The 25,619-nt window shown below is 45.9% G+C and carries 22 protein-coding genes and 3 tRNA genes; 6 read left to right on the top strand and 19 right to left on the bottom strand.

Annotated elements, in window-relative coordinates:
- Positions 1-205: 205 nt before the first annotated feature.
- From hisS to SUN_RS06980, 7 genes are all read right to left on the bottom strand, one after another.
- The gene (gene hisS, locus SUN_RS07010) at positions 206-1,417 is read right to left on the bottom strand and encodes a histidine--tRNA ligase (RefSeq protein WP_011981041.1); all 1,212 of its coding nucleotides are present in this window, start codon (positions 1,415-1,417) and stop codon (positions 206-208) included.
- A 74-nt stretch (positions 1,418-1,491) separates the two neighbouring features.
- Positions 1,492-2,067: a dTMP kinase gene (gene tmk, locus SUN_RS07005; protein WP_011981040.1), complete on the bottom strand. Its 576-nt coding sequence runs from the start codon at positions 2,065-2,067 to the stop codon at positions 1,492-1,494.
- On the bottom strand, positions 2,067-2,543 hold the full coding sequence (coaD, locus tag SUN_RS07000; protein ID WP_011981039.1) for a pantetheine-phosphate adenylyltransferase: 477 nt from the start codon (positions 2,541-2,543) through the stop codon (positions 2,067-2,069). Before coaD ends, tmk begins: the two co-directional genes overlap by 1 nt.
- A 180-nt stretch (positions 2,544-2,723) precedes the next feature.
- Entirely contained in the window at positions 2,724-3,245 is a 522-nt protein-coding gene (locus SUN_RS06995; RefSeq protein ID WP_011981038.1) for a UbiX family flavin prenyltransferase, read from the bottom strand.
- Between the two features lie 330 nt (positions 3,246-3,575).
- A tRNA-Gly gene (locus SUN_RS06990) sits at positions 3,576-3,650 on the bottom strand.
- A 22-nt stretch (positions 3,651-3,672) separates the two neighbouring features.
- A tRNA-Gly gene (locus SUN_RS06985) sits at positions 3,673-3,749 on the bottom strand.
- A 42-nt stretch (positions 3,750-3,791) separates the two neighbouring features.
- A tRNA-Leu gene (locus SUN_RS06980) sits at positions 3,792-3,876 on the bottom strand.
- Between the two features lie 175 nt (positions 3,877-4,051).
- On the opposite strand from SUN_RS06980, the gene SUN_RS06975 reads away from it, so the two are divergent.
- The 4 genes from SUN_RS06975 (at position 4,052) to SUN_RS06960 (ending at position 10,995) form a co-directional block, all read left to right on the top strand.
- The gene (locus SUN_RS06975) at positions 4,052-6,331 is read left to right on the top strand and encodes an FtsK/SpoIIIE family DNA translocase (RefSeq protein ID WP_011981037.1); all 2,280 of its coding nucleotides are present in this window, start codon (positions 4,052-4,054) and stop codon (positions 6,329-6,331) included.
- A gap of 161 nt (positions 6,332-6,492) precedes the next feature.
- A complete protein-coding gene (gene acnB, locus SUN_RS06970; RefSeq protein WP_011981036.1) occupies positions 6,493-9,063 on the top strand; it encodes a bifunctional aconitate hydratase 2/2-methylisocitrate dehydratase in 2,571 nt (856 codons plus the stop codon).
- Positions 9,064-9,161: 98 nt separating this feature from the next.
- Positions 9,162-9,737 (top strand): L,D-transpeptidase, encoded by a 576-nt coding sequence (locus SUN_RS06965; RefSeq protein ID WP_011981035.1) that lies wholly within the window; start codon positions 9,162-9,164, stop codon positions 9,735-9,737.
- Positions 9,738-9,858: 121 nt separating this feature from the next.
- Positions 9,859-10,995, top strand: coding sequence for a DUF481 domain-containing protein (locus SUN_RS06960; protein WP_011981034.1), 1,137 nt, complete (start codon positions 9,859-9,861; stop codon positions 10,993-10,995).
- A gap of 85 nt (positions 10,996-11,080) precedes the next feature.
- Here the strand turns inward: SUN_RS06960 and SUN_RS06955 are convergent, their stop codons facing one another.
- On the bottom strand, positions 11,081-12,541 hold the full coding sequence (locus tag SUN_RS06955; RefSeq protein WP_158298185.1) for a phospholipase D-like domain-containing protein: 1,461 nt from the start codon (positions 12,539-12,541) through the stop codon (positions 11,081-11,083).
- Positions 12,542-12,667: 126 nt separating this feature from the next.
- Between SUN_RS06955 and SUN_RS06950 the strand changes: the two genes are divergently transcribed.
- Positions 12,668-13,048 (top strand): hypothetical protein, encoded by a 381-nt coding sequence (locus SUN_RS06950; RefSeq protein WP_011981032.1) that lies wholly within the window; start codon positions 12,668-12,670, stop codon positions 13,046-13,048.
- Between the two features lie 86 nt (positions 13,049-13,134).
- Here SUN_RS06950 and SUN_RS06945 read toward each other — a convergent pair whose 3' ends face one another.
- The 7 genes from SUN_RS06945 to SUN_RS06915 form a co-directional block, all read right to left on the bottom strand.
- Complete coding sequence (locus SUN_RS06945) at positions 13,135-14,031, bottom strand: HlyD family secretion protein (RefSeq protein WP_011981031.1); 897 nt, start codon at positions 14,029-14,031, stop codon at positions 13,135-13,137.
- Between the two features lie 12 nt (positions 14,032-14,043).
- The gene (locus tag SUN_RS06940) at positions 14,044-14,259 is read right to left on the bottom strand and encodes a DUF1656 domain-containing protein (protein ID WP_011981030.1); all 216 of its coding nucleotides are present in this window, start codon (positions 14,257-14,259) and stop codon (positions 14,044-14,046) included.
- Positions 14,249-15,883, bottom strand: a complete 1,635-nt coding sequence (locus SUN_RS06935) for a TolC family protein (RefSeq protein ID WP_011981029.1) — start codon at positions 15,881-15,883, stop codon at positions 14,249-14,251. Before SUN_RS06935 ends, SUN_RS06940 begins: the two co-directional genes overlap by 11 nt.
- A gap of 4 nt (positions 15,884-15,887) precedes the next feature.
- Positions 15,888-18,083 (bottom strand): FUSC family protein, encoded by a 2,196-nt coding sequence (locus SUN_RS06930; protein ID WP_041672715.1) that lies wholly within the window; start codon positions 18,081-18,083, stop codon positions 15,888-15,890.
- Entirely contained in the window at positions 18,059-18,757 is a 699-nt protein-coding gene (locus SUN_RS06925; RefSeq protein ID WP_011981027.1) for a potassium channel family protein, read from the bottom strand. Before SUN_RS06925 ends, SUN_RS06930 begins: the two co-directional genes overlap by 25 nt.
- 25 nt (positions 18,758-18,782) lie before the next feature.
- Complete coding sequence (locus SUN_RS06920; protein WP_011981026.1) at positions 18,783-19,862, bottom strand: AI-2E family transporter; 1,080 nt, start codon at positions 19,860-19,862, stop codon at positions 18,783-18,785.
- Positions 19,863-19,974: 112 nt separating this feature from the next.
- On the bottom strand, positions 19,975-20,346 hold the full coding sequence (locus SUN_RS06915) for a YbgC/FadM family acyl-CoA thioesterase (RefSeq protein WP_011981025.1): 372 nt from the start codon (positions 20,344-20,346) through the stop codon (positions 19,975-19,977).
- Between the two features lie 195 nt (positions 20,347-20,541).
- Between SUN_RS06915 and SUN_RS06910 the strand changes: the two genes are divergently transcribed.
- Complete coding sequence (locus tag SUN_RS06910) at positions 20,542-21,861, top strand: FAD-dependent oxidoreductase (protein WP_011981024.1); 1,320 nt, start codon at positions 20,542-20,544, stop codon at positions 21,859-21,861.
- 290 nt (positions 21,862-22,151) lie between these two features.
- Here the strand turns inward: SUN_RS06910 and SUN_RS06905 are convergent, their stop codons facing one another.
- The 4 genes from SUN_RS06905 to SUN_RS06890 are packed head-to-tail and all read right to left on the bottom strand — an operon-like array spanning position 22,152 to position 25,577.
- Positions 22,152-22,730 (bottom strand): PqiC family protein, encoded by a 579-nt coding sequence (locus SUN_RS06905; RefSeq protein WP_011981023.1) that lies wholly within the window; start codon positions 22,728-22,730, stop codon positions 22,152-22,154.
- Positions 22,731-24,332: an intermembrane transport protein PqiB gene (locus SUN_RS06900; protein WP_011981022.1), complete on the bottom strand. Its 1,602-nt coding sequence runs from the start codon at positions 24,330-24,332 to the stop codon at positions 22,731-22,733.
- Positions 24,319-24,948: a paraquat-inducible protein A gene (locus SUN_RS06895; protein WP_011981021.1), complete on the bottom strand. Its 630-nt coding sequence runs from the start codon at positions 24,946-24,948 to the stop codon at positions 24,319-24,321. The genes SUN_RS06900 and SUN_RS06895 overlap by 14 nt, the downstream gene beginning before the upstream one ends.
- Positions 24,945-25,577, bottom strand: a complete 633-nt coding sequence (locus SUN_RS06890; RefSeq protein ID WP_011981020.1) for a paraquat-inducible protein A — start codon at positions 25,575-25,577, stop codon at positions 24,945-24,947. Before SUN_RS06890 ends, SUN_RS06895 begins: the two co-directional genes overlap by 4 nt.
- Between the last annotated feature and the right edge of the window lie 42 nt (positions 25,578-25,619).

Raw genomic sequence — 25,619 nt, 5'->3', positions numbered from 1 at the left:
CATTATGAGCATCTGGGGTTATTAGAGGTACCCTACAATGCCATTAAGCTAAGCATATATTTATTTGGAAGTGGAGACTTTAGTCCCACCAAACATAGAGGTGAGAGTAAACTCTTCACTTCCGACAACCCTTAGCTTAATGGTACTGAAGGTGCCCTATTGTTTTCACCAAGGAAGCGGAAGGCTCTGGCTCTGCTGATCGGGTTTACACTTCTGAGAGTAAGATACTTTTTTCCTCTTTTGTTTCAAGGTCTTTGAGCCAGACCGTACCGTTCTTTAGCTCATCTTCACCGATCAGCAGTGCGTAACGTGCATTGGCCTTGTCCACCCCTTTCATATGGCTTTTGAACCCTTTTGAACTGTACTCGACCGTCACTTTGTCTGTTGCACGTTTTCGGTTGCCGAGCATGATGATCTTTTCAATGGCTTCAGGTATCATCGCACCCATGTAATAGCCTTCTTTCTTCGTTTCCGGCATCTGTACCAACTCCATGATCCGTTCGATACCTATAGCGAATCCTACAGCCGGTGTAGGTTTTCCGTCAAGGTACTCTACCAGTTTGTCGTAACGTCCGCCGCCGGCTATAGCTGACTGGGAACCGATCTCATTGCTGACGAATTCAAAAGCGGTCTTGTTGTAGTAGTCCAGACCTCTGACGAGGTTGGTATCGACCTCATAAGCAATTCCTGCATCATCGAGCAGGACAGTCAGTTTTTTGAAATCGGTATCACAATGCTCACAGAGATTTTCGATGAGTTTGGGTGACTGTTTCAAAAGAGACTGACATGCTTCATTCTTACAGTCAAGCACACGGATGGGGTTCATTCCGATCCTCCGGTTACAATCCGTACAGAGATCTTCGCTGATCTCTGTCAGGAAGCCGACAAGGTTCTGTCTATAGGGAGGCATACATTCCGGGCAGCCCAGAGAGTTGATCTTTAGTTCGAAGCCGATCCCCAGTGCTTGGAAGATCTGGCTGATCATGATGATAATGGTAAAGTCTTCATAGACAGATGCCTCTCCGAAACTTTCGCAGCCGAACTGGTGGAACTCCCTTAAACGTCCTTTCTGCGGCCTTTCGTAACGAAACATCGGTCCGTAGTAGTAGAACTTCTGTTTGACAGGCTGACGGTCGAGTTTTGCAGAGATAAAGGCACGTACAACACCGGCAGTCCCTTCGGGGCGCATACAGACATCATTGCCTCCCTTATCCTCGAACTGGTACATCTCTTTGCTGACGATGTCGGAACTGTCACCCACGGAACGTTTGAAAAGTGCCGTCTCTTCGAGAATAGGTGTTTCAATGTAGCTGTAGCCGTAACGTTTTGCTATGGTAATGGCTGTCTTGACAATGTGTACAAAACGCTGAGCCTCATCAAAGGTCAAGTCTTTCATACCGCGTAAAGGGTTGATCATAAGGTGTCCTTTAAAACACAAAATTTATATCGCGTAGGGTGGAATTATCCACCCCCTGTAAAATAATTGACGAATTATACCTTCAAGTAGGTAAGAATGGATTGATGGATATTCTCGATACTATCCGTCGCATCAATGAAGAGGTGGGGGATCCCAAGTTTAAGAATACTTTCTTTCATATGCTCCTGCACTCTCAGCAGATACTCAAGCCCGCGCAGCTCTATGCCGTCCAGCTCTTTCTCTGAGATCCGCTGCTTCAGCGTTTCCATATCTGTCATAAAAAGAATGATACGGTCGGGGAAATGATCTTTGAGGGCAAACCTGTTAAGGGCTACCAGCTCATCGAAGTCGAAATCTCCGTTAGCAAGCGCATAGCCTATACCTGAAACGAAACCCCGGTCCGAGACCACTATCTTGTCATGGTTCGGTTCTACCACCTCTTCATAATGTTCTGCCCTGTCAGCCAGAAAAAGAAGAAGCTCAGCCCTTTTGGAGCGGAGCGAATCACTGAGGAGAATCTCTCTTGCTTGTTGTCCAAATGCCGTACCTCCGGGTTCATGTGTAGTGATAATACCGGGATGTTTTTGTGTGAGCAGTTCCATCTGGGTGCTTTTCCCGCATGTATCGATACCTTCAAAGAGTATATACATTATTTTCGGTACTCCTGTATCATCCTGTACGTGGCTTCAGACAGAAGATGGTCCACTTTCCCGTCATAGGTTAGAATGGCACGTACAACAGAGGAGCTTACAAAGGCATGCTGCAGGCTCGGCATGAGGTAGATAGTCTCAAGTTCTTTCTTGAGGGAGGCATTGGCATATCCCATCTGTAGTTCATACTCGAAGTCACTGACGGCTCTCAGGCCTCTGACCACGATATTTGCATCGAGATCATCGGAGAGATCGACCAGGAGTTTGTCAAAACCGATGACCGTGATCTTCGGGAAGTCCCTGGTCGAAGCCTGTGCCATCTGAATGCGCTGCTCCAAAGAGAACATGGGTTTCTTCGCTTCCGAAGCCGCTACAGCCACGACTATCTCATCGAACATATTGCAGGCTCTCTTGATGATGTCCAGGTGGCCGTTGGTGATGGGGTCGAAGGTTCCGGGGTATATTGCTCTTCTCACAGGGATTTCCCTGTGAGAAGAGCAGTGATGAGTGATGAGTGATGAGTGATGAGTGCCGGTTTGCATTGCTTTGCAATGCTTTGATTATATAGGTAAAAGTTCATTTTGCTCTCTAGTAAGTATAAAAGCTTTTCGGATAGAAAAGCATACCACAACTCTTCACTCTTCATTCTTAATTCTTCACTTCCAACGGGTATACAGCTCGTTGGGAATGCCGAGTACGTCATACCATTTGCCTATGATGAACTTCTCCATCTCTTCGAGTGAAGAGGCATCGGAGTAGTATCCCATGACCGGCGGGGCGATGATAACGCCGAGACTTGCCAGTTTTTGCATATTTTCCAGGGCGATAGCAGAGAAGGGCAATTCTCTGGGGGCGAGCAGGAGTTTCTTCTGTTCTTTGAGGGCGACGGCTGCAACGCGGGTGGTCAGGTTGTCGCTGATCCCGCAGGCGATCTTGGCAAGGGTGTTCATACTGCAGGGAATGATGGCTGTTGCATCAACTTTGAAAGAACCGCTTGAGATGGAGGCGGCAATGTCACCGGAAGCGTGTAGTGTCACTTTCTTGTTCTCGAAAGATTCAACGGTAAAGGCATTGTCCGAGACTACCACATGCGCATCGATGTCCTCAGGCAGATAGTCGACAAATTTTTTTCCCAATGCAACACCGCTCGCACCGGTAATGGCTACAACAAGTTTCAAATGAAAGTACCTTAAAATTTTTATGATGTTTAATAATAATGATTATATCAAAAGATTGTAAGAATTAAGATAGCGGGAAACCAAAGAGCCTAAAACAAGGAAGTTTACAATGAAGTAAGGGGAGGGCGGCTCTTTGGTCTTAAAAGATGACTCTCCAAGAGATAAACAAGGAAGTTTACAATTTTGGACAAGGAGTAAAACAAAATCTCCTGAAAGAGTTTGTCACCTTTCATACGAGAAGTATAACTGATGGGAGTTAATAGAGGGTAATAAAGGATTAACAGATATTCTTAATTGGTAAATGAAAAAATTAAAAAGTAAGAGAAATCATGGAGCGGGCGAACGGGATCGAACCGTCGACCCTAACCTTGGCAAGGTTATGCTCTACCGCTGAGCTACGCCCGCATATATCCATGTGTCGTTAAAGTGGAGCGGGAGACGGGACTCGAACCCGCGACCCTCAGCTTGGAAGGCTGACGCTCTAGCCAACTGAGCTACTCCCGCAAAAGAGTTTGTCTGAAACCAGACAGGCTAAATAACATTAGGTGGTACCGCAGGGCGGATTCGAACCGCCACGCCCGAAGGCAGAAGATTTTGAGTCTACCAAGTCTACCAGTTCCATCACTGCGGCATGTACATCCTGAAATGTAGAAAGAATTCTACCCCCGCATCGCTTAAATACTGTTTAGGGTATCTTAAAAAACAAGCTTTTATGACAATTTGCCATTTTTTCATAGATGCCTAAAGTTTATACGTTATAATATCTTCATTAATTAATATGAAACTATAACAAATTAGGACAACGAGTGAAAATTGCTATTATCATTACGGCTATACTGTTCATGTATGGCGCTTTTTCTACACTTTTTCATGAGACGGCATTGGTTGGGAATATAGGAAAGCTCGTAGGTGATACGAACCTGCATCTTTTCGGTTATTTTGCCTATGTCAATATCATCATACTTTTTTATCCGCTCTATAAACTCTATACTCAGCCCAAGGTGAGAAAAGAGATCGACTTCTATCTGGGATGGATCCTCCTTTTTATAGGTGTTGTTCTATTCGAATCCCTGGTACTTGAAAGCAAGAATATCGGTTTCATCGGTACACAGATCGTTGCTTTTCTCTCTCCGCTGATCGGTAAGGCGGGGCTCTGGCTGCTCTGGCTGATGGTCATGACGCTTTCTCTAGTCTTCATACTGGAAGATGACTTCTCCTGGAGATCGCTTTTGCCGGAAAGAAAAGAAAAACGTGGTAGGAAAAAAGAGAAAAGCCGTTCGCTTGGAGATGTGCTTAAACCTATTGGCAGCGGATTGAAAAAGTTCTTTAGAGTGATCTTCACCAACCCCTTCTCCTCTCCGAAACTCGAGGATGAGATGATGCCGATCATCGATGTAATCGAAGAGAAGCCCAAAAGAACCCGTAAGCCGAGAAAGACAGCGACGAAGAGCAAAACACTGCCCAAACCCAAAGAGAGGGTGGTCAAAGATGTTGACGAGATAGACGATCCTGTTCTCAATGAGGTACTCGAGCTTGAACATGAGGCCAAAGAGGCGTTGGAACTGACAAATAAAAATGAAAAGCGTCCGGCAGCCAGCAGCAAGACAGGTGTGGAGATCGTAGAGGAACTGGAGGAGAATTCAAAGCTGCTTGATCAGATAGAGAAGGGGAAGGTGGCAAAGCCGAAGAACTTTAAACTTCCCAAGCTGGACTTTTTGCAGAAGGCTCCGAAGAAGACCAAGAAGATCAATGAAGCGGAGATCGACAGAAAAATAGAAGATCTTCTTTCCAAACTGCAGCAGTTCAAAGTCGATGGCGATGTGGTACGTACCTACAGCGGACCGCTGGTCACCACGTTTGAATTCAAGCCGGCACCCAATGTAAAGGTCTCCAAGATCCTGGGGTTGCAGGATGACCTTGCCATGGCTCTGAGTGCGGAGACCATTCGTATTTTGGCACCCATTCCGGGACGTGATGTGGTAGGGATAGAAATCCCCAATGAAAAGATCGATACGATCTACCTCAGGGAGATCCTCGAGAGTGACCTTTTCAAAGAGTCGAAATCGCCTCTGACCGTTGCTCTAGGGAAGGATATCGTGGGCAAACCCTTTATTACAGATATCAAAAAACTGCCGCACCTACTCATTGCCGGTACGACCGGTTCGGGTAAATCGGTGGGGATAAACGCGATGATCCTTTCTCTGCTTTACCGGAACGATCCGGAGCATCTCAAACTGATGCTGATCGATCCGAAGATGCTGGAGTTTGCGAGCTATGAAGATATTCCGCATCTGATCACTCCGGTGATCACGGAGCCGGTCAAAGCGATCGCGGCACTTGCCAATATGGTAGGGGAGATGGAGCGGCGCTATAAACTGATGGCTGAAGCACGCACGAAAAATATTGAAAACTATAATGAAAAGGTTAAAAAGACAGGGGGTGAAGCCTTCCCCTATATCGTTGTGGTCATTGATGAACTGGCGGACCTGATGATGAACGGAGGGAAAGAGGTGGAGCTTTCTATTGCGCGTCTGGCACAGAAATCACGGGCCTGCGGTATTCACCTGATCGTGGCGACCCAGCGTCCATCGGTGGATGTCGTGACCGGACTCATCAAAGCCAATCTTCCTTCCCGTCTGAGTTACAGGGTCGGGTCGCGTATTGACTCCAAAGTCATTCTGGACGCTTTGGGAGCCGACAGTCTGCTGGGACGCGGGGACGGTCTTTTCACGCCTCCGGGTACAACGGGTCTGGTACGTATACATGCCCCATGGAATACGGAAGAAGAGATAGAAGAGGTCGTCGAGTTCATCAAGGCACAGAGAGCACCTGAGTATGATGAAAGCTATCTGGTCACCGGAGGTGCCGCAGGCAAAGGGGGGAACGGCGAGAATGGAGAGGTTGACCTTGATCCCCTTTTTGAAGAGGCCAAACAGATCGTACTGAGCGACAAAAAGACCTCTATCTCCTACCTGCAGAGAAAACTGCAGATTGGGTACAACCGTTCGGCCAATATCATCGAGCAGCTTGAAGCGATGGGAGTACTCTCTGCACCGAACGCAAAAGGTAACAGAGAGATCCTCTAAACATGAAAAAACCTCTACAAAAGAGTACCGGACGGTACTTTTTCTGTAACATTTCGCTACATCAACTATAACTACTTTATATAGACTTATCATTCAAATAAGATTTAACCCTATTTCGATACTATTAAGCTATCAAAATCATATATAAACAGGAGACCAATATGGCCTTAGTAGAAGAATATAAAGCACACACAGCAGAGCGTGCGAAACTTGGCGTACCGCCGTTGGCATTGACGGCTGAGGCGACAGCGGAACTTGTGGAACTGCTTAAAGCAGAACCTATTGTAGAGAAAGAATATCTACTGGATCTATTGAAGAACAAAGTACCTGCAGGTGTGGATGATGCAGCTTACGTAAAAGCAGCTTTTCTGAACGCGATCGTTCAGGGCGACGCGAAAAGCAGTGCTATCACCAAATTCGAAGCGGTTGAGATCCTTGGTGCTATGCTTGGCGGTTACAACATAGGGCCACTGATCGATGCGTTGAGAAACCAGGATGTTGCCATCGCTCAGGAAGCGGCAGACCAGCTGAAAAATACTATTTTGGTTTATGGTGACTTCGAGACAGTTAAAACACTGATGGATGAAGGTAACGAGTTCGCAAAACAGGTGATCGAATCATGGGCAAATGCAGAGTGGTTCACGAACAAACCTGAATTGGAAAAAGAGATCACGCTTACCGTTTACAAGATTCCCGGCGAGACCAACACAGATGATCTTTCTCCTGCATCTGAAGCTTTTACAAGAGCGGACATTCCTCTTCATGCGAATTCTTTCCTTCAGTCAAGAATGGAAAACCCTTTGGAAACAATGGCAGAATTGAAGAAAAAAGGTCATCCTCTCGCTTATGTCGGTGATGTTGTCGGTACCGGTTCTTCAAGAAAATCAGGGATCAACTCGGTCCAGTGGCACATGGGACACGACATTCCGGGTATCCCCAACAAAAGAACAGGTGGTGTGGTCATTGGTGATATCATCGCACCTATTTTCTTCAACACAGCGGAGGATTCAGGATGTCTTCCTATCCAGGCTCCGGTAGCGGAACTTGAGACCGGTGATGTGATCACGGTGAAGCCTTTTGAAGGTGTAATCGAGAAAGACGGAAAAGTGGTTTCCGAGTTCACGCTTGAGCCAAATACACTTCCTGACGAGATGAGAGCAGGCGGGCGTATCCCTTTGATCATCGGTAAAGGTTTGACTGCCAAAGCAAGAGAAGCGCTTGGCATGAGTCCAAGCGACATGTTCATGACACCGGATATGCCTGAAGATAACGGCAAAGGATTTACGCTTGCACAGAAGATGGTGGGTAAAGCATGTGGTATGGAAGGTGTGAAACCAGGTACTTACTGCGAGCCGGTATGTACTACGGTCGGATCACAGGATACGACGGGCCCTATGACAAGAGACGAGATCAAAGAGCTTGCAGCGCTCAGCTTTGGTGCAGACTTTGTACTTCAGTCATTCTGCCACACAGCAGCGTACCCGAAGCCTGCCGATATCAACCTTCAGCATACACTGCCAAAGTTCTGGACAGAGAGAAAAGGTTTCATTCTCAGACCGGGTGACGGTGTTATCCACAGCTGGTTGAACAGAATGTGTCTTCCGGACACGGTCGGTACAGGAGGGGACAGCCATACAAGATTCCCTATCGGTATCTCCTTCCCCGCAGGTTCAGGTCTTGTTGCTTTCGCAGCGGTAACCGGTATGATGCCTCTTACTATGCCTGAGTCTGTACTTGTAAGATTCAAAGGTGAAATGCAGCCGGGTATCACTCTGCGTGATCTGGTCAATGCCATCCCTTACCAGGCGATCCAAGACGGTCTGTTGACTGTTGAGAAGAAAGGCAAGAAAAATATCTTTGCAGGCCGTGTTCTCGAGATCGAAGGTCTTGAAGATCTTAAATGTGAGCAGGCATTCGAGCTTTCAGATGCATCGGCAGAGCGTTCGGCAGCAGCATGTACGGTCAAATTGGACAAAGAACCTATCATCGAATACCTCAAGTCCAACATCGTACTTATCGAAGAGTTGATCGACCAGGGCTATGAAGACAAACAAACACTTCAGAGACGTGCGGACAAGATGAAAGAGTGGATCGCAAATCCCGAACTGCTTGAGGCAGACAGTGATGCGGATTATGCTGCGGTCATCGAGATAGACATGAACGAGATCAAAGAGCCGATTCTTGCCTGTCCAAACGATCCGGATGATGTCAAGACACTGACAGAGATACATGAGCAGGGACTCAGAACGGAGATCGATGAAGTATTCGTCGGTTCCTGTATGACCAATATCGGTCTTTTCAGAGCACTGGGTGAAGTCCTTAAAGGTGAGGGGCAGGTACCCACGAAACTGTGGATATGTCCTCCGACAAAAATGGATGAGCATACACTGATCGAAGAGGGGTATTACTCTATCTTCGGTACTGCGGGTGCACGAACGGAGATCCCGGGATGTTCACTCTGTATGGGTAACCAGGCACAGGTGGCTAAAGGTGCCTATGTATTCTCTACCTCTACAAGAAACTTCGACAACAGACTGGGTAAAGACTCCCAGGTCTATCTTGGTTCTGCAGAGCTTGCAGCAGTTGTAGCGCTCAAAGGCAAGTTGCCGACAGCCGAAGAGTATATGGAGCTGGTCACCAAGAAGATCAAACCTGAAATGACGGATGATGTCTACAGATACCTGAACTTCAACAAGGTTGCCAAAGAAGACCTTGAAGCGATGGTTGAATAGTAAACCCTTCTCTTTTCTACCTCCCCGTGGGGGGGGTAGAATGTTTTTCTCCATTTATGTTATAATCATATTCAATTTCAAAATATTAGGTTTTTTACATGAAGCGTATCATACTTGCCTTGCTGTTCTTTTCCATTGTTCTTCATGCGCGAGACAGAGAACTTCTTCCTGTTTCCAAAACGGAATTCGTCTATATAGACAAAAACGGTAATGAACACGATATCGATCTGACAGGCAAGGATTTCATCCTGGTATCGGTCAGGGAAGAGGACAGTGACGGTAGGGTCTATGCAGTGGACCGTGACGGCACGGTATGGCTGAGCGGCGGTATCTCTTCGGGCGAAGAGATGGGATTTACGCCTTCCGGAAAATGGAGCGTGCTCCATAAGAAGCGCTACTACACTTCAAAAAAATACCCTGAGCCTGACGGAAGCAACAATATGGATTACAGTCTCTTCTTTACACCGTGGGGCCATGCGCTGCATAAAGGCAATATAGACTACTCTTCGCACGGCTGTATCCATGTGGACAAAAAAGACATACCATTGCTTTACAACTGGGCATGGGTAGGAATGCCTGTCCTTGTTACCCGACATCGTTATATGCAGTTCGCAAGGTCCGACCTCCGCCGCATCTACAAAACCAACAAGAAATATACCCGAAGAAGACGATAGTTCTATTTTCCTATTTTCCTCCTGGTATTCAAAATATTTCCCCCCCCCTCTATAGTTACAGTATTTTTGTGTAGAATTATACAGACAGGGGATGGTTCTGCCACCGACAAAGGAAATATGGATGTACGTAATGATCAAAAGACTTTTTTTTATTTTCCTCATAGGGATTTCGGTACTACAGGCTTCACAAGAAGATCCGCTTAATCTTGAAGTGGAACGTGCGGAAAACGCGAAGATCAAAGATATGATCGTGGTACATGGCATGGTACTTTACGGAAAGATCATAGACGTAGGGCAGGAGAAACTCTCTTTCAGACTGCTTTACAGTACAGGTGTCAGCCGATTTGCGTACAAAGATATCGATGCCATATCGACACAGTACAGCTACCATATCTCTTTCAAGCGTATGGATGTCGTGGGCAGAATAGAAGGTATTGAGGATAATAAGGAATACCTCAAGGTCCGGGAAGGGAAAGACCTTCGTACAGTCAAAATATCTGATATTGACAATCTCGTTGTCTCTGTAAATGATGATCCGTCCATCGAGAACGTCATTCGTAACAAAATACCGTATATTTCCGGAAATATCAATTTCGGCCTGGAGCGTGAAACCGGCTCGAACCAGAAGAATACGACCAATGCTCTTCTCAACCTTGCCTACAAAAAAGCGGAGCATGAAGTAAAACTCTATGTGGACTATGAATTTGAAACGACCGAAACATCCACTACACCCAAGGTGGAGAACAAGGATGAACTTGTAGGTATTGTGACTTATCAGAACCATTTCAGGAATGATCTATTCTGGTATGGTTCTCTGTGGGCGAACTATGACAGGCCTCGACAGATACAGAACCGTATGGCCCCCTCGGCAGGCTTTGGGTACAGGTACAAGTTCAAGAAAGAGCGCTGGATAGAACCGGTGCTGGGACTGGCGTATGTTAGAACCAAATATGTCGACGAGATGCTCTATCCGGATAAAAAATTCGCAGCCGTAGCTACAGGAATGAACTGGAAGTTCCAGGCCGATGACTTCCTCTACATGAATAGTGTCATACTGGACGGGTTTATCATGTATTATCCCAGTATCGAAAATCCGGGTGAAGACTGGATATTCAGGGCCAATGCCGGTATCACGATCCCGCTTTTCGAGTTCTTTTCCGTGAAGTTCCTCTACACACTCAGCAATGACAGCAATCCAGACCCTGCAGTAGGAAACAATAAATCAACTACCAAGCTTCTGTTCGGATTTGATTTTTAATCTGTAAAGCCTAAGTATTGCAATGGTACTGTTGCAAGTGTGGGGGTGATATTCAACAGTGGTACAAACGTATTTATTACTGTGATTAGAGATATCCTTCAATAGGCAGCAATGAAAAGAGATATACACCTATACGTCTGAAAAGACCGGCTTTCGGTACCATTTTATAACGTTTTATCTTTCCGTCTTCCTGGCTTTCCCAGACAATACACATTCTTTTGGAATGTTCTGAAAGTTTCATGAGTGAAAGACGATAGAGATGTTTCCTGTCCATTATCTTCTTGATCTTTGATTTAATATGCCCGATGAGCTGACTTTGCTTGATGAGCATCAATATTTCAGTATTGAGTTTATCCGAGCGGGGGTCAAGATTGGCTGAACCTACAAGCAGTATATCGCTGTCAATGATGATCATTTTGGTATGTAGTGAAAGTCTGTTGAATTTAAAATATTTTTTTTCGATTGCTTCATTCTGTTGGGCTTTGAATTCATAAAGTGCCACACCCATCTTCAAAAGTGGATTAATATAGGTTTTATAACCACTATAAACTGCAGTAACATCAGTAGAGGCCATAGAATTGGTAATAACAGTTACTTTGATATCTTTTGCTCTGAGTTTTTTGAAAGTCTCCATCATCATCGGGCTTGGTATGAAATAGGGTGAGATGACAATAACCTCTTTTTTTGTACTGTCCAGAGCGTTTTTCAGACTTTTTGATAGATGTGTTTCAATGTCGTTGGGATCAGAAACGACCTTTTGGGGAAGATCGAAATAGAGAGAGGTCATTTTGGCGGGGTAAAGAGTTACATGGGCAACTTCAACCTTATGAGTGAAGCGTGAAAAAGGCAGCTTTTTTGCTAAACGGGTATTTGCAAAAGCATGATGATATTCGGTAATCTTTTTCACAGATCTTTTGTAAGCCTTGTCAGAAACATCCGATTTGATTATCTCTTCGTAAAAGTGCGAGAGTGGACTGTTCCAGTAGATATCGAATATCCGGTATATTTTGGCTAAAACTTTTCCCATAACCAGGATCTCATAGTCAAGGAAATCTATATCTTTGCTCATAGCAAAATATTCATCACCTATGTTGCGCCCACCGAGAATGGCTGCATATCTATCAACAATAAAGACTTTATTATGCATACGTTTTCCCAGTTTGCTAACATCAAGTAGGAGTGCCATATTACGGAAAGTACCTCTGATACGGTTGGGGTTGAAAAGTTTAACATCAATATTTGGATGTGCGGCAAGCAGCGCAACATCCTTGTCCCGTATGGATGTGGTCAGATCATCAACGAGCATGCGTACTTTTACACCGCGTTCTGCAGCTTTGATGAGATGGTAGGATAATTCAGCAGCAGTCTTGTCATTTTTGTAAATATAATACTGTACATCAATACTTGCTGTGGCGTGATCGATAAGATAGAGCCTTGCAGCAAAAGCATCTACAGGGTTTTCCAGAGAATAGAAGGATGAGCCTTTATTGAGGGGAAGAGGGCTTTTAAAAATATCGGCCCATACAGGTGTTTGTTTTATAGGCATGGTTTTGTCCCTGATGTGCTGTGTATGGCACTGTGAAGCCATCTTGTATTTCTTCAGATTTTAACATAAGTTTGAATATAATTGATCATTATGTGATAAAATAACACTATTTTAAAAGGATCGGATATGAAACAGTATATCAAAGCAGTGCTTTTTGCGAATATAGTTATACTTTTTGCAGGCTGTGCTTCGCATGAGAAATTCGTGCAGAAGTATAACAGTTGGGTAGGGCAGGATATCAAAACTTTCATTCATGCGGTAGGATACCCCGATACGACCTATAAACTTCCCAACCATAATACGGTCTATGTCTACGCGCGTACGCGTCTGGTGAGCTACCCGAGTATGGGTATCGGTTTCGGCGGCTATGGGTACCCGTTCGGCTACGGCATAGGGTATTCCACAGCCGATGTTGATCTCAAACAGTGCAAGCTTTATCTTGAAGTGAACAAAAAAGGAAAGATCGTGAACTGGTCGTCACGTGGGAACAGCTGCGTTTCAGAGTAAAAGGATTGTGACTTCAGTCTCGTCATTTATCGAGGAAATTTGACTATTTTTGCGAGGCTGAAGCACTCGCTTCCATTGATTCCTGGTTACGAACCTTCTTCTTTTTTCTCCCCTTTACGCTTCAGTACCATCACGGAAGCCGTCAGTCCGAAGCGCAGTTTTACATTTTCAGGCAGTGTATCCAGTTTGATCCTTACTGGGATCCTCTGGGCCAGACGTATCCACTGGAAAACCGGTTTGATGCTTGGGAGCAGGTTGCTCCCAGGGTTGCCGTCTGAAAGGGAGATACCCCAGCCGATAGATTCTACTTTACCCTTGAGCGGCGTGTCGGGGTAGGCCATGAGTGTAACTACGGCATCGTCGCCTGTCTGTACGTTTTTGATCTTGTCTTCCCGGAAGAAGCCGAAGACCCAGAAGGTACTGGTATCGACCAGGGCGAGCAGGGGCTTGTTGGCAGTTGCCTGCGTACCTATCTGGAAAGTGATGTTCGAGACATAGCCGTCCACTTCGGCGTAGACCTTGCAGTAGGAGAGGTTGAGTTTTGCCGTATTGAGCGCTTCGGTGGAAGAATCGATGTCGGCCAGTGATTTGTAGTAGTTCGTTTCGTTGCGTACCAGGTCTTTCTGGGAAACGGCACCTTTGTCCTTTTTGTAGATACTCATGACCCTCTCATATTCTATCTTGGTGCCTTTAGCCGCTTCAAGGGTACGCTGAAGTCTTGCCTTTGCCTGTTTGACCTTGAGTTCGTACTGTGACGGGTCCAGTTCGAAGAGGAGGTCTCCTTTTTTGACTTTCTGATTGTCCACGACGTGGATCTTGGTGACCATACCCGTGACACGTGGTGCGACCTGGATGACCTGCGTACGTACCTGTCCGTCGCGTGTCCACGGGTTGTCGATATATTCGCGGTACTTGTTGTAGGCAAAGTAGAGGGCCGTACCCAGAACAGCGAGTGTCAATAATAGTTTGATAAGTTTCTTCATATAAAATCCCTTTTAAAATTTGATCCAGAATGCATCGATCAGAACCATGTAGAGTGCCATGACCGCGATGAAAACATACGGCGGCGCGTAAAAGAAACGCGACAGTTTCAGCTTGTTCAAAATCAGGACAGTGACCACAGCTCCCAGAAAAGCGAAGAAAATGACGGGCAGTATGGGAGAAAAGTAGACATCGCCCAGCGAGAGTTCATGCGGATAGCTATTTGTCATCGTAGAACCCTTTTGGCAGACGTGTCATCTCGGGATCAAGATATTTGCCCCAGTCCGTCCGTTTTTTCATTTTCTCCGCCGTCTCTCTGGAGATGTAGGATTTGCCTCTGCTGATCTGCCAACCGCCACCCAGTGATTTGTAGAGTGCAATGGCATTGAGGGCAACGTTCCCTTTGATGCTGGCAAAGCGGTCCTGGGTACTGGTAAGCTTTTCAACCGTAGTAAGAAGACGCTGGTAGTTGACCAGGCCGTCATTGTACTGTACCACCGAAATATTGAAGGCGCGGATAGTCGCTTCGACGGCTTTCTGGTTCTCTACCTGCTGTTTGCGGGTCAGGACATAACCGTTGAGTGCATTGGAAACTTCCGATACGGCAGAGAGGACGGATTTGTTGTACTTGACCAGACTCTCTTCAAATTTTGCATCCTGAAGGCGTATCTGGTTCTTGATGCGTCCGTAGTTGAAAATATTCCATGAGAAGGACGGTCCGACGGTCACGCCGAGCGGAGTGGTGCCGTTGAGCCAGGAGCCGCTCTGGTTGTTTGTGTTGTACCCTATATTCCCAAAAAGTGTGATACTCGGATAGAGATCGGCCATCTTGGCACCTATGAGTGCGGAGTTTGCATGGACCTGGTATTCTGCGGCTTTGATATCGGGCCTACGGGTCAGGAGGTTGGCGTCGATCCTGTAGCGAGGGTTGAGTTTTGGTTTTGGAACGAGATTGACGCCGGTAAGTCCATTATGGCCCTCTTCTTTGACCTGTACGATCCCTTTATGCTGTCCTATGAATTTGTTGGAATTGTTGTACAGACTTGCATCTTTTTGTTTTAAAAGCTTTTCTACATGTGCCGCGTCCGTTCCAAGCAGCAGTGCCAGCGCATTGCGTGCTTTGACCTTATTCAGCTCGATGGCGGGTATAGAGGTACGGGTGTTGTAAAGCTGTGTTCTTGCCTGCTGCATATCGAGTTCCGAAACGTTCCCTGAGTTGAATTGTATTTCGGTCATTTTGGTGACGCGTTCCTGTATGACCACGTTCCGATGGGCGTAGATCAAACGCTCCTGCGCCGTGCGGTAGTTGATGTAGTTGCGCGCTACTTCGGCGATGACAGAGACCATAATGTTGTCGTAGGAGGCGACTGAAGCATAGAGCTGGGCTTCGGATGATTCAATGCCTCTGGCATATTTGCCCCAGATATCCATCTCCCATCCCATGTCGAAGTTCACGCCTGCTGTGGCGACATCGGCGAGTCCGGTTCGGGTCGAAGTTGCCTGTCCGGAGACCGTCTGAAGCTGAGGGAAGGCAAGTCCCTGGCTGATCCCCAGTGCGGCACGCGCCTGGGCGATGCGCAGGCCGGCACTTTTGATGTCAAGGTTCTGTGCATAGGCTTTGTTGACCAAAGTGTTAAGCGTCGGGTCATGGAAGGTTCGCCACCAATGCGTAACGGAAGGATCTTTGTGATTTGTGTTTTGCTTCCATTTTTTGGGTACAGGCGGATTGGCAATACCGCCAAAATCAGGCCCGAGTTTGGCACAGCCGCTCAGTACGAGTAGAGCGAGAAGTGAAAGCCCCGTTCTGTAGAGTGGTTTTCTCATAGAGTCTCTTTTCATTTTAAAATCTGTCATCACGTTAGAACCTGCTCCTTGTCAATGCGTTGAAGTCGAGTTTTGCCATAAGCTTCTGACAGTTGAAGAACGATATCCATACATTCCTCCGCATGGCGATCAACTCATAAAACTCTATGATCTCATCTTCACCGTACTCTTTGGGCTGCATCTGGGAAAAGAACGTTTTTAGATGCTGCTCGATGTTGTCGATGGCTTTTTTGGGGTCACTCCAGGTCTTTTCATGGTTGATTGCTTCCGTTCCCCGGGCGTATTGGGAGAGTGTGTCTGTCAGTGTGAAATCCCTTTTACCCTCTTTGAAACGCTGAATGAGCCTGTTGTTTCTGTGGCCGGTCTCTTCCCTGTACATCATCAGGAGAAAGTAGGAGAAGGTTTCGCACTCTTTAGTAAACGCCAAAAGCGTTTTCTGATCGAGGGTATCGAAGTATTTTGTATCGATCTTGGATGCCCAGAGCTGCATCTTCCTGGCCGTAGCTATCAGGTGCTTCTGCGCATACCAGGCCTTTATCTTTCCCAGAAAGGAGCCTTTACCGGCCAGGAGCTTGTTGCTTCTTTCAAGCAGGTCGGCGGAGAGCTTGAAAAATCTTTCTTTTATGCTTCTAAATAGTACTTCGGGTTTGGTAGAGAATGGCACATAGTAAAAGAGCAGAAGCATAAAAAGAAAGAGATAAAAGACGAGCAGTGTTATCATAAAGATCTGAAAACTGAAGAACATGGGATTCCCAAGGTTCAAAATGGCTAGACCAAGCAGGAAGAAGATGGCGATCTGCGGATTGATGAAGTAAAACCCCATGAAGGCGTAGAGGAAAATGAAGAGCGCAAGCTCCCATCCGTAATGTATGTTGGGCAGTACCAGAATGTACATGGCTGCCGCAAAGATGAAGGAGAAAGTGAAAAGGATGATCAGGATGGAGGGCTTCAGCGGACTGTAGGTGGTCAATACACTCAAAGCAGTCGCCAGCGTGACAATAAGAAATCCGCCGGGAGGGTTGAGCGTGATCCAGAAGATGACGGTCGCCCAGAAGATCAGAAAAGTGATGAGTGTACCTTTCATATCTTCGGTATCGAACCAGTTGAACGAGGATGTTGTAACTTTGCTCAGTTCGAACCGTGTAGGATAGGGACTGAGTATGGCATTGATTTTTTCAGCCAGTGCCCTGAGCTGTCCATGTAGTTTCCGTATGTCAAGTATGGTCGCGATGAGTGCGGCTCTGTCAGTATGAGAAAGGGATGCGACGGCTTCTTTGTCGTATATCGCTTTCCATTCGGCAGGTATCTCTATCTCTTTTTGCTGTCCGATCGCATTTTTGAGAGAAGAGAAAAGCTGTTTTATCTCATGGTCTGCCTGATCGAAATTTGTGACATATTTGCCGTAGCTGCCTGAAAAATGTGTTTCGTCATGGTAGGAAAGGAGCATGAGAAGTTCATCGATCTGTCTGACGTTCTGCAGGATCGTATTTCGCTGTGCAAGATTCAGGCCTGAACTTTCCGTAGATGTACCGGTGACGGAGTTTTTGAGTGCCGCTTCCTGTGACTGCAGTTTTTCGTACAGTGCCTTGCGTTCAGCCCTCTCTCCGTCTCTTTTGCTATAGAGCTCTTCCTGTGTCGATACTATTTCGTTCGTGATATCGACGGTGTCGTTCTTTGCCTTGACCGGCCAGAGAAATATGCCGACAAACGTAAAAATGGCGATACCCAGAACGGTCATGAAAGTACGGTCGATACCGTAAAGAAAGACATCATCCACTTCACCGTTCTTGAAGACCATCATCATGGTCACGGCAGTGAGCATGAAAACGGTATTGTCTCCCCTGTAGGCCCTTGTGAGGTAAAGAGCGATGCTGACACAGATGGAGAGAAAAATGAGGTAGAGTTCCCTGTCCTGGGGAAAAAGGCCGATGAGCACCATACCGACGACGGCGCCGATGATTGTTCCGACTACCCGGCGCAGTCCTTTGGTGACGGATTCTGCCACCGGTCCGGCAACGGCGATCAGCATAATGGCAATGGCGGCCGTCGATCCGTTCTCCCATCCCTGCGCAAAGGAGATGATGTAGGCAAGCATGATGGACAAAGAGACCTTTACGGCGAACTTGAATTTCTCGGAGAGTGAAAAAGAGAGCAGGCGGTCCAGGAGTGTATGAAGAGAAGCCTGCTTTGCCCCAACGGCTTCTTTCACTTGGGTTCTTCTTTTCTGCATACTTCATCCGCCCGTTTTTCCTGAATGGCGGATAGGTGCAGAGAGATCAGGCTTGATACGATAATGGCCATGTAAAAGACCCCGAAAACCGCTTCCATGGAGACAAAGAATTCTGCGATATGGTTGGTAGGCAGAATATCGCCGTACCCCAGTGTGGTCAGTGTCACAAAACTGTAGTAGGCGACACGGGCAAAGATCTGCTGCCAACTTCCCGCCTCAATGCCTGAAAAGGCCTGATGGTCCGTTGCAAGGATGATGAGATAGATCATCGCCCAGATCAGCCCCAGCAGAAGATAGAGGGTCATTGAACCGATGATCTTGTTACCGTCGATATCTCCGACAAAAAGTACCTGCCTGAAGGCCGCTGCAAAAGCGCCTACGAAGAAGAGGAGCAGGGTAAAGAGTATAAAGTAGACATCGAAGTGGTGCGGAAAGAATTTTCCGAGCAGCGTCAACACGATAAAAACAGCAATGACAAGGTAAATGAACCACTTGACCGTGACATCGGTCTTCAGGCTTTTGATACTGGCAAGCAGCATCAGAACGGTCATGAAAGAGAAAAGGTCCTCCATCATGCTTCCCTGTACCTCGGCGACCACCGCTGCAGAGAAGAGCAGAATGACCAGGGCAAAGAAGAGATAGAAGAAATTATTTTTCCGGGTGATCTTTTTCATAAAACTTCAATGGTCCAGTTATAGTCTAAGACTTTTGGAGCGCTTCGTCCTCTTTCACTTCTGCTATCCAGAAACCAAAGAGTGTGTAAGCCAGAGCGAAAATGACTGCACCGACGAAGAGGCCTATCATGCCCATCAGCATCATGCCGCCGATGGCACCGATAAGGATGACCAGCATCGGTACATCGACACCTCTTCCCATCAGCATAGGCTTAAGCACGCCGTCACTCGCTCCGACGATGAGCATATAGATGGTAAAGACCACTTCGGCAGTTCCCGACCCCTGTGAGAAGACATAGAGAATGATCGGCAGAATGATGATCAGCGCGGGAAGCTGGATAATGGTCAGGAACATGATGATCACAGCCCAGACAATGGCAAGCGGTACTCCCATGAGCGTCAGACCGATCAGCGCAAAGATCGCCTGGATGATAGCGACACCGAGAACACCGTTGACCACGGAACGAACGGTGAGCGTAGAAAGTTTGGCCCAGTCATTACCTTTGTCGCCCATGAGACGGCGGGAAAGATCTTTGTAAAATTTCACCGCGCCTTCGCTTCCTATAAGAAAAGCGGCCGCGATAAGCATGGAGACCACAAACATAAAGACCGTACCGATCAGACCGCCCAGGGAAGAGAGTAAAGCAGTGATCCCATTTTTAATCTCTTTGGAGAAAGGCTTGAGGGTCTTTTTGAGATCATGTGAAGCATTGTTCCACAAAGTATAGGTTTTCTCTCCGATAACGGGCCATTCCTTGACCTTCTCGGTCGGTGGAGGAATAGTGATCTCGCCATCCTTCATTGAATGAATGATCTTCTCAGAGGTTTCGATGGTCTTTCCCGAAAGGGCATAGGTGGGAAGTATCAACCCTGCGATGACCATTACGGTAATGGCAATGATGATCTTCTTCCTGTGACCGAAACGCTTTTCGAGCATATTTACCAGAGGTGCAATACCCACAGCGATAATGATACCCCAGACAGTGACTGCCATGAATGGCTTTGCGATCAGATAGGAGAGGTAAACGACCAGTGCGATAATGCCGACCTTGACGGCTATTTCTATGGCAAGATTTACCTTCTCTTCACGTTCAGTGATGTTCATGATATGGATTCCTTCGGATAATATAAGTTGAATAAATAATTATACCCGATGATTCTGTCAAAAATCTGTCATTTGATAAAATTTTGATAAATTTTTTTATCTGTGACAGGTTTTAAAATATATCAAAAATTATTTGGAATTTTTCGGGGATGCGTCTGGGTCTGCCATTCTCTATATAGACCAGCACCACTTCCATGGAAAAGATTTTTGTTTCTTCCCTGAATATCTCCTGCAGCAGCACCATAGAGCTGCTTTTCTGACTCAGGATCTTCGATGTGACATACAGCATATCTCCCAGTGTGGATGTCGCCAGAAAATCGGCTTTGATGTTCCGTACCACAAAACCACTGTCCGAACCCTCTCCGGGCACCATATCACGTTCAAAGAATATTTCCGAACGCGCTCTCTCGCAGAAGTTGATGTAACGCGAATGATAGGTAATCCCTCCGGCATCCGTATCTTCATAATAGACTCGTATTTTCACCTGTTTTTCTCCTATTTGATATATTGTAACCAAGAGTAGCTTTTATCCTTTATGCTATATAAAGTTTCCGAGGTTATTTGGAATACCGTATAGTTAAAATAATTCTCTCGGTATTGGGGAGAGGGAATACAAAGTAAGACGCAATTAATTAAATTATGATATAACTATATCTTAATTTAATTATAATTGGGAGATATGCCAGTGAACAGAAGAGATGTTTTAAAGTATGGGACAAGTGTATTGTTATCTGCAAGTTTGGCTTATTCAAAAGAAGAAAAAAAATTAGAAAAAACAGACAATATTCTTAATAAAAAGAAAACAAAAAATCCCCGTATAGTAGTTGTAGGTGGTGGTTGGGCCGGACTTGCACTGGCGAAAGATGTCAAGCACCGTGTACCCCATGCAGAAGTGACAATGATAGAAAGACGTGATCATTTTGTCTCATGCCCTATGAGCAATGAGTGGCTGGTAGACTTGGTAGATCTGGAATATTTAACACACAGTTATCTGGATGCAGCTAAAAATAACAACTATATTTATTTGCATGCTGAAGTGACAGATGTAGATAAGAAACATCATATACTTAAAACCAGTATAGGTGATGTGGGGTACGACTATCTTGTGTTTGCTACAGGCATAGAATATGACTACCATGATCTGGTACAGGATGATAAAGCTTTGGAACAGAGGTTGAAAACTGAATATCCTGCGGCATTCATACCGGGTTCAGAGCATATGACACTGAAAGAAAAAATACATCATTTCAAAGGTGGAAATTTTGTGTTGACCGTACCCGGTGGTAACTACAGATGCTTGGCTGCACCTTATGAACGTGCCTGTCTCATTGCAGATTATTTTGATAAACAAAACATTGATGGGAAAGTCATTATTTTGGATGCGAACAGTGATATAAAAATCAAAGCAGAGGGGTTTCATTCGGCATTTAAGGAACTTTATAAGGATCGTATAGAATATCAGTCTTCTGTTGAGATAGACGCTATTGATCTGGATAAAAAAGTGATCACCACGGGGTTTGATGAGATAATGTTTGCCGATGCGAGTTTCTATCCTAATGTAAAGGCACCTTATCTTTTGGAAAAACTCGGTATGACACGCCAGACAGCGCATAACAGAGTAGAAGCAGACATTAACCAATACACCTACAAATTTAAAGGAAGTAACAATATCTATGCCTGTGGCGACGTACGCCCCATGGGCTTTTCCAAATCAGGAAATACAGCGTATTCAGAAGGACTGAATGTCGCTAAAATGATCGCAGATGAAATAGCAGGGAAAACACCGGTTTGGCAATCTCCTGTGACTACCTGTTTTTCAATTCTTAGAACAAAACCGGAAAAATGTATCTCACTCTATACCGAGTACGCGTATGATAAAAAGGGCGGCATGCTTTTTAAGAATAACATGACCGATGAAGCATGGAAGACCAATGGTTTAGGCAAGTCACGCGTAGCCTATGGCTGGGCTGAAAGTATGTATAGCAATATGTTTGGTTAACACTTTTTCAGCGTTTTTGGGATTTTATGTAGGTAGGAGTGCCTGTAGTTGTGTATTTTGTTTAACCCGGATTTTGCAATAGAAATCACAGAACTTGCATCAGTCATTGCACTATGGTCATTCACAAAAAACCATCGATTAACCTATTGGTTAAACTCAAATTTTTTGCAAACACCCATAGCCAAGCACTTGATACATTTCTTGCGATTCTATTACAAAATCCGGGTTTAAAAAATAGTGCCTATTGAATTTTCGCAATAGACTCCTATCTTGTATATTCGATGTCCTCTTTATATACGTGTGCGTATCCTGGATGCGATACGTCTGCTGAGCCTGTCGATCAGGCGGCTTTGGGTGTCGACGATTTCGTCAAGTGTTTTGCCTCCCTGGGCAGTATAGTTTACAGATTCACTGTAGAGTACACTGTTCTGCGCTTTGTCCACGAGGCTCCAGCGTCCCTGAAGGGTGACCTTGCCGTTCTCATAGCCGTCGAAACGGTCAATGGTGACATAGATACGGTACTTGTCGTCAATGGGTTCTTCCCATGGGGAGGTCAGGAAGGTATAGTGTGGAAGGAGGGTGGAAATATTGTGTGCAAGAACAGTTTGAATGTTCTGTGCAAGTGAACCTGCCCAGAGTGCTTTGTCATGTACATTGACACGGCCTGCACTCAGTCTTGTAACAACCTCTGATTTTCTAAGGTACTCGGCCACTTCGACTTCGGCGATACCGATGACCGTTGCTCTTTTGCTTTTGATACTGTCTGCCTGCGGAGCACTTTTGGGGTGCAGCTGGTAGAAATCCGATTTGCTGCTGCAGCCGCTCAGAAGACCCAGTGCAATGAGAAGTATGGCTATGTTTTTTTTCATCTATTTTTTTCCTTGTATGAGTGATTCCGGATGTCGCTCGAGATAATCGGTCAGGTTCTTTATGGAACGGCTGGTTTTGGTCATTTCATCGAGCAACCTGATGATCTTCTTGTTGATCTGGGCATTGGAGTCGAGATAATTCTGCTGCAGGGCCTGCATGCTGGAACCGGCACCTTTCATCATGTTGTCCGTACTTTTGATGGTGGCATTGAGCTGCGGCAGTGTACCGGTTCTGAGCTCTTTAAGTGTATCCCGAAGTTCTTTTCCTATCTCTTCGAACGGTACGGAAGCGATTTTGTCAAGAACGGTTTTCAGGTCGCTTTTGAGTGTTTCAATGGTTCCGGGTACGGTAGGAATGACATAGAGTCCGTTCTCCTGTTTAAGTGTTGCTGCCGGTAAATCTTTGTACATGTCGAGGTTGACGTACAGCTCGCCGGTAATGAGATTACCACTTTTAAGCTGCGCTCTGAACCCGTTCTCTATCAGTTTCTTCAAAATAGCCGGATTGACACCGTTGGATGCATTCTTTTCACGATGCATGATCGTAAAACGCTCCGGTTCGATCTTGATCAGTATGGGGATCCTGAAATGGGCATCATAGGCATTACCGACCAGTGAAAAGTCGACGACTTCACCGATATTCACGCCACGGAACTCTACCGGTGCACCGACAGAGAGCCCACGAATGCTGCTGTCAAAGTAGACCCAGAAGAAAAGTTCGCGCTGATAATGCCTTTTTTGTGCCTCTTTCATTGTGTTGTACAGGGTGAATACATGATTGGGTTTTACCTTCTTTACTGTTCCCTGTTGACGGAAATTATCAAAAGAAAGACCTCCCGAAAGGATGGCAGTGAGTGATTCGGTACGTATGTCCACACCATTGGCACTGAGTGAAGCACTGATACCACTGGCGTTCCAGAAGCGTGTCTGGTTGTTGATAAGTTTGTCGTACGGTGCCTTGATGAATACTTCGATGTCGACTTCTCTCCCGTCATGAGAGAGATGATAGGCACTAACGCTTCCTGCAGGAAGTTTTTTGTAGTAAATGGGAGAACCGATATCGATTGAGCCGATATCCTGTGCTTTCAGTATATACTGCGTTCCTTTTTCATCTGCAGGGACAGGAGGAATAATGTCAAGGCCTTTGAACTTCCGGGTGGACTCTTTTCCTTTTTTGGGATCCATCACAATATAGACACCGGAGAGAAGTGTTTCGAGACCTTCCACCTGATTGGCTGAGATTCTGGCTTTCATGACCCAGAATCTAGTTTTTTCAGTCAGGTAGGGCCTCATGTTCTTTTTCATTTCTGCCGTGATGATCACCTGGGAGAGGTCTTTGCTGAAATCCACATTGATGACTTTTCCCACCTCGATATCTTTGTATTTGATAACGGTTTTTCCGGCAATTACTCCTTCAGCCGATTTGAAGGTGATGTGGATGACCGGACCTTTTGCATTGATACTCTGAATGATCAGCCATGCTCCGACGATCAGAGCAACGATCGGTACGATCCATACAGTCGAGATCGCTTTGCGTTTCTTCTGCCATACGGCTTCCTCTATTTCCACATTTGAGAGATCATCGTTATTATTGTCTTGCATTACACTCCTTTGTATTGTCCCAGATCAGTTTCGGGTCGAACGACATGGCTGAGAGCATGGTCATGATGACGACCAGCAAAAAGAAATTGGCACCCATACCGGGTTTGATCTCTGTCAGCGCCCCAAAGTGGACCAGCGCGACCATGGTTCCCACGACATAAACATCGACCATGGACCATCGTCCGATGACCTCTGTAAGCACATACAGCTTTTTTCTTCTTTTACGGTGCTGACATGAACTTTTTTGCACTGAGATGAGCAGATAGATCAGAATGAGTATCTTCAAAATTGGTACAAAGATACTTGCCGTGAAAATGACGAACGCGATAAGGTAGGCACCCGTATCAATAAAGTACAGTACGCCGCTCATGATCGTATCGGATTCCGTACCCGCAAAAGTAGCAACATGCATCATGGGCAGTACATTCGCGGGAATGAAAAAGACGATACTGGCAAGCAGATAAGCCCATGTTTTCTGGATGGCATCGGGCTTTCGGATATGGACTTCACTGTCACAGCGGGAACAGTAAGCTACATCATCCGTACCTGCCATGGGCACTTTGACAATAGCTTGGCATACGGGGCAGTCGGTCAACCCCCTTTCTATCGCTCTCATGACTGTACCTTTTGACGCTCAAGGCGTTTACGGTCACCAATGCGCTCCCAAACCTGATGCGGATCGAAGATAGATTGTGAAGCAGCCATGATCAGGACCATCAGCATAAATGCCCAGAGTGAGGTACCGGGGATGATCGTCCCCATTTTAACCAGTTTTACAATAGAGACGAGTATGCCAAGAAAGAGGACATCCAGCATGCCCCAGGGAAGCAGTTTTTCCAGCAGTTTGAGCATTTGCGTCGCATAGCGCGGCAGGAAACCGTGATAGAGTGAGCCGAACAGAACGCAGTAGAGAAGGATACGGAAGAGAGGAACGACAATAGTCGTCAGCAGGATCGCCGTTCCCATCATCCACTCTTCATCCTGGAAAAGATAATAGATACTGGTCGCAAAATTGGCATGGGAACTGTTACCTGCCACATGAAAACTTAAAAAAGGAAAATAGTTCGTTATGATGAAGAGAAAAAGTGCCGCAAGGTTGTAAGCATAGAGTTTTTCCACCATACCGGGTTTGTAGGTATAAAGCTTTGTACCGCAGTTCGGACACTTGTATCTGCCCGGCCTGTTGGGTGTACTGATCTTGCTGATTTCGTCACATTCATGGCAGATGTGGTAGTGTGTGCTCATTAAGATCCATACTTTTTTTAATGATAGGATATCATCACTTTG

Source organism: Sulfurovum sp. NBC37-1 (assembly GCF_000010345.1).
Classification (GTDB): Bacteria; Campylobacterota; Campylobacteria; order Campylobacterales; family Sulfurovaceae; genus Sulfurovum.
Note: the sequence above shows the minus strand (reverse complement) of the source record. Positions and strands in the feature narration are given on the sequence as shown.